Source organism: Streptomyces sp. NPDC003300 (genome assembly GCF_040610915.1).
Lineage (GTDB): Bacteria > Actinomycetota > Actinomycetes > Streptomycetales > Streptomycetaceae > Actinacidiphila.
Genome location: NZ_JBEXNE010000002.1, coordinates 306,359 through 318,695, shown reverse-complemented (window position 1 = coordinate 318,695; position 12,337 = coordinate 306,359). Strand labels below are relative to the sequence as shown.

Annotated in this window: 12 protein-coding genes; 9 read left to right on the top strand and 3 right to left on the bottom strand. The window is 72.9% G+C overall.

Going from position 1 to position 12,337, the window contains the following annotated elements; translation table 11 throughout:
• The 4 genes from ABZX65_RS03925 to ABZX65_RS03910 all read left to right on the top strand — a co-directional run bounded on the left by ABZX65_RS03925 (nucleotide 1) and on the right by ABZX65_RS03910 (nucleotide 3,687).
• Entirely contained in the window at nucleotides 1-1,284 is a 1,284-nt protein-coding gene (locus ABZX65_RS03925; protein ID WP_355334218.1) for an ArsA-related P-loop ATPase, read from the top strand.
• A gap of 148 nt (nucleotides 1,285-1,432) precedes the next feature.
• Entirely contained in the window at nucleotides 1,433-1,837 is a 405-nt protein-coding gene (locus tag ABZX65_RS03920; protein ID WP_355334216.1) for a DUF5304 family protein, read from the top strand.
• Nucleotides 1,838-1,892: 55 nt separating this feature from the next.
• Entirely contained in the window at nucleotides 1,893-2,834 is a 942-nt protein-coding gene (locus ABZX65_RS03915; protein ID WP_355334214.1) for an ROK family glucokinase, read from the top strand.
• Between the two features lie 4 nt (nucleotides 2,835-2,838).
• Nucleotides 2,839-3,687, top strand: a complete 849-nt coding sequence (locus tag ABZX65_RS03910) for an endonuclease/exonuclease/phosphatase family protein (protein WP_355334212.1) — start codon at nucleotides 2,839-2,841, stop codon at nucleotides 3,685-3,687.
• 34 nt (nucleotides 3,688-3,721) lie between these two features.
• Here the strand turns inward: ABZX65_RS03910 and ABZX65_RS03905 are convergent, their stop codons facing one another.
• Both ABZX65_RS03905 and ABZX65_RS03900 read right to left on the bottom strand, forming a co-directional pair.
• Nucleotides 3,722-4,402, bottom strand: coding sequence for a hypothetical protein (locus ABZX65_RS03905; RefSeq protein ID WP_355334210.1), 681 nt, complete (start codon nucleotides 4,400-4,402; stop codon nucleotides 3,722-3,724).
• Nucleotides 4,395-5,219 carry an alpha/beta fold hydrolase gene (locus ABZX65_RS03900; RefSeq protein WP_355334207.1) on the bottom strand — a complete coding sequence of 275 codons (825 nt, stop codon included), beginning with the start codon at nucleotides 5,217-5,219 and terminating at the stop codon, nucleotides 4,395-4,397. The genes ABZX65_RS03905 and ABZX65_RS03900 overlap by 8 nt, the downstream gene beginning before the upstream one ends.
• 265 nt (nucleotides 5,220-5,484) lie before the next feature.
• Here ABZX65_RS03900 and ABZX65_RS03895 point away from each other — a divergent pair, with 265 nt between their 5' ends.
• The 5 genes from ABZX65_RS03895 (at nucleotide 5,485) to ABZX65_RS03875 (ending at nucleotide 10,278) form a co-directional block, all read left to right on the top strand.
• Nucleotides 5,485-6,333 carry a lysophospholipid acyltransferase family protein gene (locus ABZX65_RS03895; protein ID WP_355334204.1) on the top strand — a complete coding sequence of 283 codons (849 nt, stop codon included), beginning with the start codon at nucleotides 5,485-5,487 and terminating at the stop codon, nucleotides 6,331-6,333.
• Between the two features lie 31 nt (nucleotides 6,334-6,364).
• Nucleotides 6,365-7,687: a DUF5931 domain-containing protein gene (locus ABZX65_RS03890; RefSeq protein WP_355334713.1), complete on the top strand. Its 1,323-nt coding sequence runs from the start codon at nucleotides 6,365-6,367 to the stop codon at nucleotides 7,685-7,687.
• On the top strand, nucleotides 7,684-8,367 hold the full coding sequence (locus ABZX65_RS03885) for a response regulator transcription factor (RefSeq protein WP_355334202.1): 684 nt from the start codon (nucleotides 7,684-7,686) through the stop codon (nucleotides 8,365-8,367). Before ABZX65_RS03890 ends, ABZX65_RS03885 begins: the two co-directional genes overlap by 4 nt.
• 71 nt (nucleotides 8,368-8,438) lie before the next feature.
• Entirely contained in the window at nucleotides 8,439-9,467 is a 1,029-nt protein-coding gene (locus ABZX65_RS03880) for a 6-phosphofructokinase (protein ID WP_355334200.1), read from the top strand.
• Nucleotides 9,468-9,621: 154 nt separating this feature from the next.
• Nucleotides 9,622-10,278 carry a hypothetical protein gene (locus tag ABZX65_RS03875; protein ID WP_355334198.1) on the top strand — a complete coding sequence of 219 codons (657 nt, stop codon included), beginning with the start codon at nucleotides 9,622-9,624 and terminating at the stop codon, nucleotides 10,276-10,278.
• Between the two features lie 84 nt (nucleotides 10,279-10,362).
• Here ABZX65_RS03875 and ABZX65_RS03870 read toward each other — a convergent pair whose 3' ends face one another.
• A complete protein-coding gene (locus ABZX65_RS03870; protein WP_355334196.1) occupies nucleotides 10,363-12,315 on the bottom strand; it encodes an anthranilate synthase family protein in 1,953 nt (650 codons plus the stop codon).
• Nucleotides 12,316-12,337: the final 22 nt, after the last annotated feature.

Genomic DNA, 12,337 nt, shown 5'->3' with positions numbered 1-12,337 from the left:
GTGACCCGCGCCCCGCGACCGCCCCGCACCCTGCTCGTCACCGGCCACGGAGGCGCGGGCCGCACCACGGTCGCGGCGGCGACCGCCGTGGCCGCCGCCCACGACGGCGTCCGTACGGTGCTGCTCACCGGCGACCGCGCCGACGTGGCCGCCCTGCTGCCGCTGTCCGCCGCGCCCGAGGCCGCGGGACCGCTGTCCGGATCACCCGCGCTCGGCCGCCCCAGCGCGGTGGACGGCGTGCCGGAACTGCGGGTCGCGGCCGTCGACACCGCCGCCTCCTACCGGGCCGCCACCCTCGACCTCCAGCAGCGGATCGGCACCCTGCTCGACATGCTCGGCGCGGCCCCCCTCGACCCCGAGGAGCTGACCGAGGTCCCCGGCGCCGACGCGCTCGCCCTGCTGCGGGCGCTGCGCGACGTGCACACCGTCGGCCACGACGACCGGCCGCCGTGGGACCTGGTCGTCGTCGACCTGCCGCCCGTGCGCGACGCCGTCGCGCTGCTCGCCCTGCCGGAACAACTGCGGCGCTACCTGCGGCGGTTGCTGCCCGCCGACCGGCAGGCGGCCCGCGCGCTGCGCCCGGTGCTCGCCCAGCTCGCCGGGGTCCCGATGCCCGCCGAGTGGGCGTACGAGGCCGCCGCCCGCGCCGACCGCGAGCTGTCCGCCGTGCAGTCGGTGATCGAGGACACCGGGACGACCGTGGCGGTCGTCGTGGAGCCGGGACCGCACGCCGAGCGCGTGCTGCGCGACGCCCGTACCGGACTCGCCCTGTTCGGCCACCGCCTCGAAGCCGTGGTCGCCAACCGGCTGCTGCCCGCCGACTCCGCCGACCCCTTCCTCGCCGGGCTCGGCGCCCGCCAGCAGGACCGGCTCAAGGCGATGGCCGAGACCTGCGCGGCCGACGCGGTGGCGCTGCGCGAACTGCCGCACCTGGGCGCGGAACCGCGAGGACCCGCGGAACTGGCGGCGCTGGCCGTCGACACCTTCGAGCACCGCTCTCCGCAAGCCGGTGTCTCGGGTTCGCGGGCCGCGGACCCCTGGACCGTCGACGACCGCCTCGCGGCCGAGGGCCACTTCGTGTGGTCGCTGCCGCTGCCCGGCGCGAGCCGCGAAGGGCTCGACCTGGTCCGCCGCGGCGACGAACTCGTCCTGGACGCGGGCGGCTTCCGGCGGATCGTGCCGCTGCCGTCCGCCCTGCGCCGCTGTACGGTCTCCGGCGCCGCGCTGCGGGACGGCGTGCTGCGCGTACGGTTCACGCCCGACCCGGCGCTCTGGCCGAACTGAGCGGGCGCCCCCGGCTCTCCCCGGGCTCCCCGGCGCCGGCTGCCCGTTCCCGGCTGCCCGCCGCCGGTACCCGCTGTCCCGTCGGCCGGTCGGGTACCGTCGAGGGAGCCGACGCAACCAGCCCGGAGCGCCCCTTTTGGAGCCGATCATGAGCGAATCCACGGAACGTCCCGACGCCGACGCCTGGGCGAAGGCCAGCGCCGAGGACATCGCGGCCGAGCACGCCAGACGGCGCGAGCAGGCGGGGCAGGGAGTCGGCAGCGCGGGCGAGGAGCTGCGCCGCCTCGCGGAGGCGTTCGGCGAGGCCGTCACGGACAAGCTGGGGGCGCTGCGGAACCCCGCGGTACAGATGGCCGCCCAGGGCGTCATGTCCCAGGTGCGTTCAGTTGTCGAACCCATCAAGGACCGTAATCCGGATGTGTTCGACCATCTGACGGCCGCGGGAGCCGAACTGCTCGCCGCATACCGCTCTGCGGTGGCCCAACACGAGACGCGGTGGACGGGCGAGGACCGCGCTCCGAGTTCACCGACTGAACACATCGACCTCGACTGACCTCCCCTCCGGTACGGTTCTCCTAAGCGGGGATCGACCGAAAACTGAGGGACACATGGGACTCACCATCGGCGTCGACATCGGCGGCACCAAAATCGCGGCCGGCGTGGTCGACGAGGAAGGCTCGATTCTCGAGACCGTCAAGGTGCCGACGCCGCCGACTCCCGAGGGCGTCATCGACGCGATCGTGGAGGCGGTACGCCAGGTCAGCACCGGTCACCAGATCGAAGCCGTCGGCATCGGCGCCGCCGGCTATGTCGACGACAAGCGCGCCACCGTCCTCTTCGCCCCCAATATCAACTGGCGGCACGAGGCACTGAAGGACAAGGTCGAGCAGCGTGTCGGGCTCCCCGTGGTCGTGGAGAACGACGCCAACGCGGCGGCCTGGGGCGAGTACCGGTTCGGTGCCGGGCAGGGCCATTCCGATGTGATCTGCATCACGCTCGGAACGGGTCTCGGCGGCGGCATCATCATCGGCAACAAGCTGCGGCGTGGCCGGTTCGGCGTCGCGGCCGAGTTCGGTCACATCCGGGTCGTGCCCGACGGGCTGCTGTGCGGTTGCGGCAGTCAGGGCTGCTGGGAGCAGTACGCGTCCGGGCGCGCGCTGGTCAGGTACGCGAAGCAGCGGGCCAACGCGACCCCGGAGAACGCGGAAGTGCTGCTCGCCCTCGGCGACGGCACGGTCGACGGCATCGAGGGCAGGCACATCAGTGCCGCCGCCCGCCAGGGCGACCCGGTCGCCGTCGACTCCTTCCGCGAGCTGGCCCGTTGGGCGGGCGCGGGGCTGGCCGACCTGGCCTCGCTCTTCGACCCGTCGGCGTTCATCGTCGGAGGCGGTGTGTCGGACGAGGGCGAACTGGTCCTCGACCCGATCCGCAAGTCCTTCCGGCGCTGGCTGATCGGCGGGGAGTGGCGTCCGCACGCGCAGGTGCTTGCCGCCCAACTCGGCGGCAAGGCGGGGCTGGTGGGCGCGGCCGACCTGGCACGACAGGGCTGACACGATGACAGTGGAGGATCTGCCGAGTTCCGCCACCGAGCCGGGGGGCTCGGCGGTCGTCCGCGTGCTCAGCTACAACATCCGTTCCATGCGGGACGACACGGCGGCGCTGGCCCGGGTGATCCGAGCCTGCGCCCCCGATCTCGTCCTCGTCCAAGAGGCTCCGCGGTTCTTCCGATGGCGTAAGGCCGCGGCCCGCCTCGCCCGTGCGTCCGGCCTGGTGTACGTGACCGGCGGGGCGACCGCCGCGGGCCCGATGATCCTTTCCTCGCTCCGCGCGCATGTGGAGCGGGTGGAGGATCCGCTCATGCCGCACCGGCCCCCGCTGCACCAGCGGGGGTTCGCGACCGCCGTGCTCAGGATCGGCGGCGCGCGGCTGGCCGCCGTCTCCACCCACCTGAGCCTGTCGCCCGCCGAGCGGTACGAGCAGGCCGGATACGTACTGGACCGGGTGGCCGCGATGGGCGAGCCGTATGTGGTGCTGGGCGGCGACTTCAACGAGCCGCCGGACCGCCCCGGCTTCTCCCGGATCGCCGACGTCCTCCAGGACGGCTACGCCACCGCGCCGTGGGGCGCCGAGATCACCAACCACCGGGCGCCGTTCCAGCGGATCGACGCCGTCTTCAGCACACCGGGCATCGAGGTGCTGGGCTGCGGGGTCCCGTTGGGCCTGCCCGGAGTCAACGAGGCCGATCTGTACGCGGCCACCGACCACATGCCGGTGCTCGCCGCGCTCCGCGTACCCGCCACCGCGATGGAGGCGGAAGCGGAGGGCGACGCGGAAGCGGAGGCCGGGGCGGACGCGCGGCGGGCCGGTGCCGAGGCCGAAGCCGAGGCGGAAGCGGCGGGTTAGCCCCGCCGCCGCTCCTCGTCAGGGACGCGGGGCCTCAGACGACGGCCCCGCCGCCCGGCAGGTCGTCGTCGTCCTCTCCCGTGCGCATCCGCGCGACCAGCGTCGTGAAGCCGCCGAGGAATCCGCCGACGCCCAAGAGGATGGCCCACCAGGTGAGTTCGACCTGGAAGAGGACGAAGCCCAGCATGAGCAGCGGTCCGCCCAGGACCGCGATCCAGGCGAATTTCGTGGTGACGTCCGCGTCGGGCAGCGGCGGCGGCTCGGGCGGCACGTAATGCGCGTCCTCGTCGTCGTCGGCCAGTTCGTAGTCGCGCGGACCCTGGATGACCGGGTGCACGACGATGCTGCGGCTGGAGCCGGGCAGCGCGGGACGTCCGGCGTCCGCCTTCGTGCCGGTCCCGGCCTCGCCCTCGTCGTCCTTCTCGCCGTCCTTCTCCGCGTCCGCCGAGCCGTCCCCCGGGCTGTTCCCCGAGGCACGCCCGGAGCCGGCCCCCGAGCCGTCCGCCGACCGGTCGCCCGGCCGCTGACCCGTGCCCGACGTGGTGGGTCCCGAGGCCGTCTCCGCGACGTTCTCCGAGTCCGGCCACGCCACCGACCCCGGCTCGGGCTCGTCGTCGTATCCGGCGATCAGCGCGGCCCACGCCGCGTCCTCGTCGAGCGGCGGACGGGCCGGCTCCTCCTGCGGTGCGGTGCCCTCGTCCTCGCGGTCAGCCACCGGCCGTACCCCCCTTTACCGCTTCGTCGGCCGCGCCGCCCTCGGCGAGGTCCCCTGCGGGCTCCCCACCCGGCCGGGACAGCCGCTGGATGAAGTCGTACGACTCCGTGAAGATCTGCTCGGCGTCGTGGTCGAGCGTGGCGACGTGGAAGCTGCGCTCCAGCACCCGCTCGGTGACATCGGTCGAGGAGACCTTGCTGAGCACCACCGCCGAATTCGACGGGTGCACCACATGGTCGACCCTGCTGTGCAGGAGCAGCAGCGGCTGGGTGACCTGCGGCAGCCCGGCGTGCACGACGGGCCAGAACTTGCTGAGCGAGTGCACGGCGTGCAGCGGCGTCCGGTCGTAGCCGAGTTCGGCGCCGCCCTCACGCGCGATGTCGCTGGCGATACCGGGCACCGACGGCACCAGGTGCCGCAGCACGGGCACCGCCTTGAGCTGGAGGCTGTCGGCCTTCACCGACGGGTTCACCAGCACGAGCCCGCTGATCGCGGCGCCGTGCCGCTCGGCCAGCCGCAGCGCCAGTGTGCCGCCCATCGACAGACCGCAGACGAAGACCTGCGAGCAGCGGTCGGACAGCGACCGCAGCTCGCGGTCGACCTCGGCGTACCAGTCCTGCCAGCCGGTGACCTGCATGTCCTGCCAGCGGGTGCCGTGGCCGGGCAGCAGGGGAACGGAGACGGTCAGCCCGCGGGCGGCCAGATATTCGCCCCAGGGACGCATGGACTGCGGTGTACCGGTGAATCCGTGACAGATCAGGACGCCGATCTCGCCGCCGTCATGGCGGTACGGCTCGGCTCCGGGCATGAGCGGCACCGTGGGTCTCCTGTTCGAGGGCGCGATCGCGGGTACACGAAGGTGAGAGGTTCAGCGTACGCGGACCGGATACCAAGCGGTAAGCCCCGTCGGTGGCCGCGGCGAGCGTGGCCCGGGCGGCCGTGGCGTGACCATGGCACCTTCATGGCGGCGGCACGACGGTGCCGTGATGTCGTCACGGCGTGGCCGCGGTGCCGGGGTGCGTGGGGAGAGACCGGGCCCGACTGGCGTTAAGGTCTTCCCGTCGGCTACAGGAGGTCCTCGGTTGTTCTACGGTGCGATGAAGATCGCCATCGGCTCGCCGCTCAAGGCTGCCTTCCGCCCCTGGGTGGAGGGCCTGGAGAACATCCCCAGGGAAGGGCCGGCGATCCTGGCGAGCAACCACCTGTCCTTCTCGGACTCCTTCTTCCTGCCCGCGATGCTGGACCGCAAGGTCACCTTCATCGCGAAGGCCGAATACTTCACCTCCCCCGGGGTCAAGGGGAAGCTGACGGCCGCCTTCTTCAAGGGCGTCGGACAGCTCCCGGTGGACCGCTCGGGCGCGCGCGGCGCGGGCGAGGCCGCGGTCAAGAGCGGCATCGCGGTGCTGGAGCGCGGTGAGCTGTTCGGCATCTACCCCGAGGGCACCCGCTCGCCCGACGGCCGCCTCTACCGCGGCAAGCCCGGCGGCCTCGCCCGTGTCGCGCTGGCCAGCGGCGCCCCGGTGATCCCGGTCGCGATGATCGACACCGAGAAGGTGCAGCCGGTCGGCCAGGTGATGCCCAAGCTCTCCATCCGCCCCGGCATCCGGATCGGCAAGCCGCTGGACTTCAGCCGCTACCACGGCATGGAGGGCGACCGCTTCATCCTGCGCTCGGTCACCGACGAGGTGATGTACGAGATCATGAAGCTGTCCGGCCAGGAGTACGTGGACATCTACGCCACCGCCGCCAAGCGCCAGATCGCCGAGGCCGCCAAGCGCGCCGCCGAACTGGAGAAGGCCGGGGGCCGCGACTCCGGTACGGGCGGGGAATCCGGTACGGACGGGGACTCCGGCACCGGGGACTCCGGCTCCGGGGGAACCGGCGAGGGCGGCCCCGGCGACATAAAGCAGGAGCAACCCGCAGGCCAGTGACCGGCCGCGGGGGAGGGGACCCGGCATGAGGATGTCCGTCGAACAGCCGCTGTGGCGCGCGCTGGTCGCCTACCGTGTCCTGACCCTCGGCTACGCGCTGTCGCTGTACGTCTACGCGTACCACGACCTGCTGCACCCGCTCGGCGCCGGCGCGTACATGCTGGTGCTCGCGGTGTGGACGCTGTCCACGCTCGGCCGCGTGATGTCGGCCGAGCGCTGCACCAAGCGCTTCCTGACCATCGACCTCACGGTCGCGATCACCGGCATCCTGCTCACCGCCGTGGTCGACACCCAGGCCAGGATCGACTCGGGCTCCTTCACGCTGCCGTCGATATGGACCGCGGGCTCGGTGCTGGCCTTCGCCGTCAAGGGCGGCTGGCGGTGGGCCGCGGTCGCCTCCACGCTGGTCGCCGCCGCTGACCTGATCGAGCGCGGCACCCCCAGCCGCGACACCCTGCACAATGTCGTGCTGATCTGGGTGGCGAGCATCGCCATCGGCTATGTGGTCGAGGTCGCGCGGGCCAGTGAGCGCACCCTGGCCCGCGCCCTCCAGATCGAGGCCGCCACCCGGGAGCGCGAGCGGCTGGCCCGCGACATCCACGACGGCGTCCTCCAGGTGCTCGCCATGGTGCAGCGGCGCGGCAACCAGGCCGGGGGAGAGGCCGCGGAGCTGGGCCGGATGGCGGGCGAGCAGGAGGCCGCGCTGCGCACCCTGATCACCGGCGGCCCGCTGCCCGAGGCGCGCGGCGCCGGTGACGCCCTGACCTCAGGCCCGCACGACCTCACCACGCTCCTCACGCCGTACGCCTCGGCGAGCGTCACGCTGTCCGCGCCCGGCACGCCCGTCCTGCTCGCACCGGACGCGGCGGCCGAACTGACCGCCGCCGTGGGCGCGGCGCTGGACAATGTGCGCAAGCACGCGGGTGACGGCGCGCACGCCTGGATTCTGGTCGAGGACGAGCCGGACGCGGTGCTGGTCAGCGTGCGGGACGACGGCCCGGGCATCACCGAGGGGCGGCTGGCCGCGGCGGAGGACGAGGGGCGGCTCGGTGTCGCCCAGTCGATTCGCGGCCGACTGCGGGACCTCGGCGGCACCGCCGTGGTGGAGTCGGTGCCGGGCCAGGGCACGGAGGTCGAACTGCGGCTGCCCAGGGGGGCGTCGAAGCACACCGACCCCGCGCCCGCGTTCGAGCCCGCTGCCGAGCCCGACCCCGACCGCGCGCCCGTGTCCGAGCCCGGCCCCCCGCCCGTGTCCGAGCCGGAGGACACCGACCCCGCGCCCGTATCCGGCCCTGACCCCGTGTCCCGGCCCGTGCCCGTACTCAGCGAGACAGAGGGAAGCAGGACCGCATGACCGATCAGTCCGTGACGGTGATGGTCGTCGACGACCACCCCATGTGGCGCGACGCCGTGGCCCGCGATCTGTCCGACTCCGGCTTCACGGTGGTGGCCACCGCGGGCGACGGCCCCGAGGCGATCAGGCGGGCGCGCGCCGCCCGCCCGCAGGTGATCGTCCTCGACCTCAACCTGCCCGGCGCCTCCGGCGTGCAGGTGTGCAAGCAGGTCATGTCGGACGACCCCGCCATTCGCGTCCTGGTGCTGTCCGCCAGCGGCGAGCACGAGGACGTCCTGGAGGCGGTGAAGTCCGGTGCCACCGGCTATCTGCTGAAGTCCGCGGGCCGGGACGAACTGGTCGACGCGGTGCGCAGGACCGCCGTCGGCGACCCGGTGTTCACACCGGGCCTGGCCGGACTCGTGCTCGGCGAGTACCGCAGGCTCGCGACCGTGCCGCCGCCCGCCACGACCGGCGAACCCGCCGCGCCCCGGCTCACCGAACGCGAGACCGAGGTGCTGCGGCTGGTCGCCAAGGGCCTGAGCTACAAGCAGATCGCGCAGCGCCTGGTCATCTCCCACCGGACCGTGCAGAACCACGTGCAGAACACCCTCGGCAAACTCCAGCTCCACAATCGCGTCGAGCTTGTCCGATACGCGATCGAGGCCGGTCTTGACGGCGACCTGGACGGCGACATGTGACCCAAGTCACGCTAGCTTGGCCGGTGTTTGTCACATCCGGCACAGCTGGCTTGCGACGAAGGGAAGAGTCCATGCGGGTCGGAGTTCTGACCGGCGGCGGTGACTGCCCAGGTCTCAACGCGGTCATTCGCGGCATCGTCCGTAAAGGCGTCCAGGAGTACGGGTACGAATTCACCGGCTACCGGGACGGTTGGCGCGGTCCCCTCGAAGGGGACATCGTGCCGCTCGACATCCCGGCCGTGCGCGGCATCCTGCCGCGCGGCGGCACCATACTCGGGTCCTCCCGCACCAACCCGCTCAAGGTCGAGGGCGGCGTGGAGCGCGTCCAGCGCAATCTCGTCGAACAGGGCGTGGACGCGCTCATCGTGATCGGCGGCGAGGACACCCTCGGCGTGGCAGCCACCCTCCACGACGAACACGGCGTCAAGGTCGTCGGCGTCCCCAAGACCATCGACAACGACCTCGACGCCACCGACTACACCTTCGGCTTCGACACCGCGGTCAACATCGCCACCGAGGCCATCGACCGGCTGCACACCACCGCCGAGTCCCACATGCGCGTCCTGGTCGTCGAGGTCATGGGACGGCACGCGGGCTGGATAGCCCTGCACTCCGGCCTCGCGGGCGGGGCCAACGTCATCCTCATCCCGGAACAGCGCTTCGATCTCGACCAGGTCTGCGCGTGGGTCGAGAGCCGCTTCAAGATCCGCTACGCGCCGATCGTGGTCGTCGCCGAGGGCGCCATGCCCAAGGACGGCGACATGGTCCTCAAGGACGGCACCCTGGACTCCTTCGGCCACGTCCGGCTCTCCGGGATCGGCGAATGGCTGGCCAAACAGATCGAGAAGCGCACCGGCAAGGAGGCCAGGACCACCGTCCTCGGCCACGTCCAGCGCGGCGGCACCCCCAGCGCCTTCGACCGCTGGCTCGCCACCCGCTTCGGCCTGCACGCCATCGAGGCGGTCCGCGACGGGGACTTCGGCACGATGGTCGCGCTGCGCGCCACCGACATCGTCCGGGTGCCGATCGCGGACGCCACCGCCCGTATCAAGACCGTCGATCCGCTGCTCTACGAGGAGGTCGGCGTCTTCTTCGGCTAGGGCTGCTCCCCGCCGGAAATTCTTTTGCCCGTCGCTTGCCCGACACCGCTTGTCACCAGCGATCTCCTCGCCCTATTCTCCCTCCACCCGGCATCGGACCTGTCCAGTCCCGCCGCTTCGTTTCCCCCCATTGAGCACATGAGGAGCGCCCGGTATGACGGGTGTGGCGAGTGGGCAGCACGTGCCCCTACTGGCGGTCGCAGGCGGCACCGCATCCGGCAAGTCCACGCTTGCCGAGGCGTTGGCGCGGCATGACCCGGAGACCGTCGGTCTCATCCATCTCGACGACTTCTACGTCCCCGCGCACGATCCTGTGCGCGGGGTACGTACGCGGAGCGCCTCGGGCGCCGACACGCTGGACTGGAACCATCCGGGTTCCATCGACGAGGGGGCCGTCACGGCGGCCGTCGACGCCGCGACCTCCGGCGGGCGGTACCGGCTGGTCGTCGTCGAGGGCCTGTTCGCCCTCACCCTCCCCGCCGTCGTCGCCCGCGCCACCTGGCGCGTCTACGTCGACACGCCGGACGACATCCGGCTGGCCCGGAAGATCCTCCGCAAGATCGACGTCCTCGGCCAGGACCCGCGGCTCTCCCTCCTCAACTACCTTCAGAGCGGACGCGAACGCCACGCGGCCTACGTCGCCCCGTCCCGGGCCCGTGCCGATCTCGTGCTCGACGGCACGGCGGACGGCGCGTCGATGCTGCGTGCGGTGACCGCGCTCATGACGCTGCCCCCGAGGAGCGCGGGGAACTGCGCGATCAGCCACAGCGTGGCGGCACTCGCCCCGCAGGCCGAGCCGCTCGCGGTCTGATCCCTCCCACCGGCCGGTGGGACGTGGCCGCGCGGTTCCTCGCGCCCCTGAGGAACGAGGAACCGCCGCCCGCCGGGCGGACCTTCAGGCGACCGTCACCGACGTCAGCAGCTCGGCCACCACGGCGGGGCCGTTCAGGGTCAGGACGGACTCGGGGTGGAACTGGACGCCGGCGAAGCCGGGGCCGCGCAGGGCGTGGACGTCGCCGGTGGCGGGGTCCAGGCTCAACTCGACCTGGTGCATGGCCAGTTCCTCCGCGACGGCGGAACCGGGGGCGCAGCGGGCGGTGAAGGTGTTGTAGAAGCCGACGGTCTCGGGGCGCCCGAAGAAGTCGATCCGCTCCTGGGCACCCTGCGCGGGACGCGCCTTGCGGACGATGTCGAGGCCGAGTTCGGCGGCGAGCAGTTCGTGGCCGAGGCAGACCCCGAGGATGCCGTGCCGGTGCCGGGCGACGAGATCGGCCGCCAGGCCGCGCAGCAGCCGCATCTTGGGGTCGGCGGTGTCCGACGGGTCGCCGGGCCCGGGGCCGAGGACGACCGGCCCCGGGTGGCCCAGGGCGGCCTCCCGCAGACCGGGCTCGTCGAAGCGCCGTACCGTCACGGCCAGCCCCGAGGAGCGCAGGACGTGCGCGAGCATCGCGGTGAAGGTGTCCTCGCCGTCCACCACCAGCGCGTGCCCGGCCGGCGGCGCCTCGTCCGTGCGCGCGGTCCGCATCCGCAGCCAGAACGGGGCGAGGTGCGCCCGCCGGGCGTCCAGCGCCGCCCGTACCCGGATGTCGTCGGCCAGCCTCGGCCGTACCCCGCTCGCCGGGGCCGCGGGGGCCGGGCGGACCCCGAGGGCGGTCAGCACCCCGGCGACCTTGGCGTGGGTCTCGGCGACCTCGCCGTACGGATCGGAGTGCCGGACGAGGGTCGCGCCGACCGGCACCTTCAGCTCCCCGGCCGGGGAGATGTCGGCGGTGCGGATGAGGATCGGCGAGTCCAGGGTCTGCGCGCCGCCCGCGTCGCGGCCGAGCAGGGCGAGCGCGCCCGCGTAGTAGCCGCGCCCCGCGCCGTCGGGCCCGACCGGCTCGTAGCGCTCGATGACCCGGCACGCGTTCTGCATCGGTGAGCCGGTCACGGTCGCGGCGAACAGCGTCTCGCGCAGCACGTCACGCACGTCCATGGTGGAGCGCCCGCGCAACTCGTACTCGGTGTGCGCGAGATGGGCCATCTCCTTCAGCCGCGGGCCGACGACGACCCCGCCGAGGTCGCCGACGGTGCACATCATCTTCAGCTCCTCGTCCACGACCATCGTCAGCTCCTCCACCTCCTTCGGGTCGTGCAGGAACGCCAGCAGCCCCTCGGCCGACGGCCCTTCGGCCGGATAGCGGTAGGTGCCGCTGATCGGGTTCATCACCACCGCGCTGCCCGACATCCGTACGTGCACCTCGGGGCTCGCCCCGACCAGGGTGCGCTCGGGCGTGTGCACCACATACGTCCAGTACGCGCCGCGCTCCCCGCGCAGCAGCCGGGCGAAGAGCGCGAGCGCCGCGTCCGGGCCGTAGTCGGCGACCGTGCCCCGGAAGGTGCGGCGGATCACGAAGTTGGCGCCCTCGCCGCGCCCGATCTCGTCCTCGATGACCCGCTCGACGATGCCCGCGTACGTGTCGTCGTCCACGTCGAAGTCGCCGCCCTCGACGCGTACCTCGCGGTCGGGCAGCGCGGCCAGCAGGTCGGCGAGCGCGAACGCGTACGACTCGTCGGGCCGCAGGACGGTCAGCGGGGTGCCGTCGTCGTGGACGTCGAAGCCGCGCTCGCGGATCTGCCGGAACGGGACGAGGGCGAGCGCGTCGGTGGCCGGGGAGCCGTCGGCGGGCGCACCCGTCGGCAGCGGGATGTCGGCCAGCCGCTCGACGGACCCGACCGGGCCGAGCAGCACCTCCACCACGGCGTCCGGGCGGCCGGGCGTACGGCGGTGCAGCAGCGCGAACGGCGGGCAGCCGGGGGCGGTCAGGCGCTCGACGAGGGCGTGCGGGGTGGGCTGGGTGACGTGCACGGCGGTTCCTTCCAAGGGAGTT

Bases quoted from the DNA above. Each gene is read 5' to 3' on its own strand.
- ABZX65_RS03920 (WP_355334216.1), top strand. From the start codon at position 1,433: ATGAGCGAATCCACGGAACGTCCCGACGCCGACGCCTGGGCGAAGGCC.
- ABZX65_RS03915 (WP_355334214.1), top strand. From the start codon at position 1,893: ATGGGACTCACCATCGGCGTCGACATCGGCGGCACCAAAATCGCGGCC.
- ABZX65_RS03910 (WP_355334212.1), top strand. From the start codon at position 2,839: ATGACAGTGGAGGATCTGCCGAGTTCCGCCACCGAGCCGGGGGGCTCG.
- ABZX65_RS03890 (WP_355334713.1), top strand. From the start codon at position 6,365: ATGTCCGTCGAACAGCCGCTGTGGCGCGCGCTGGTCGCCTACCGTGTC.
- ABZX65_RS03885 (WP_355334202.1), top strand. From the start codon at position 7,684: ATGACCGATCAGTCCGTGACGGTGATGGTCGTCGACGACCACCCCATG.
- ABZX65_RS03880 (WP_355334200.1), top strand. From the start codon at position 8,439: ATGCGGGTCGGAGTTCTGACCGGCGGCGGTGACTGCCCAGGTCTCAAC.
- ABZX65_RS03875 (WP_355334198.1), top strand. From the start codon at position 9,622: ATGACGGGTGTGGCGAGTGGGCAGCACGTGCCCCTACTGGCGGTCGCA.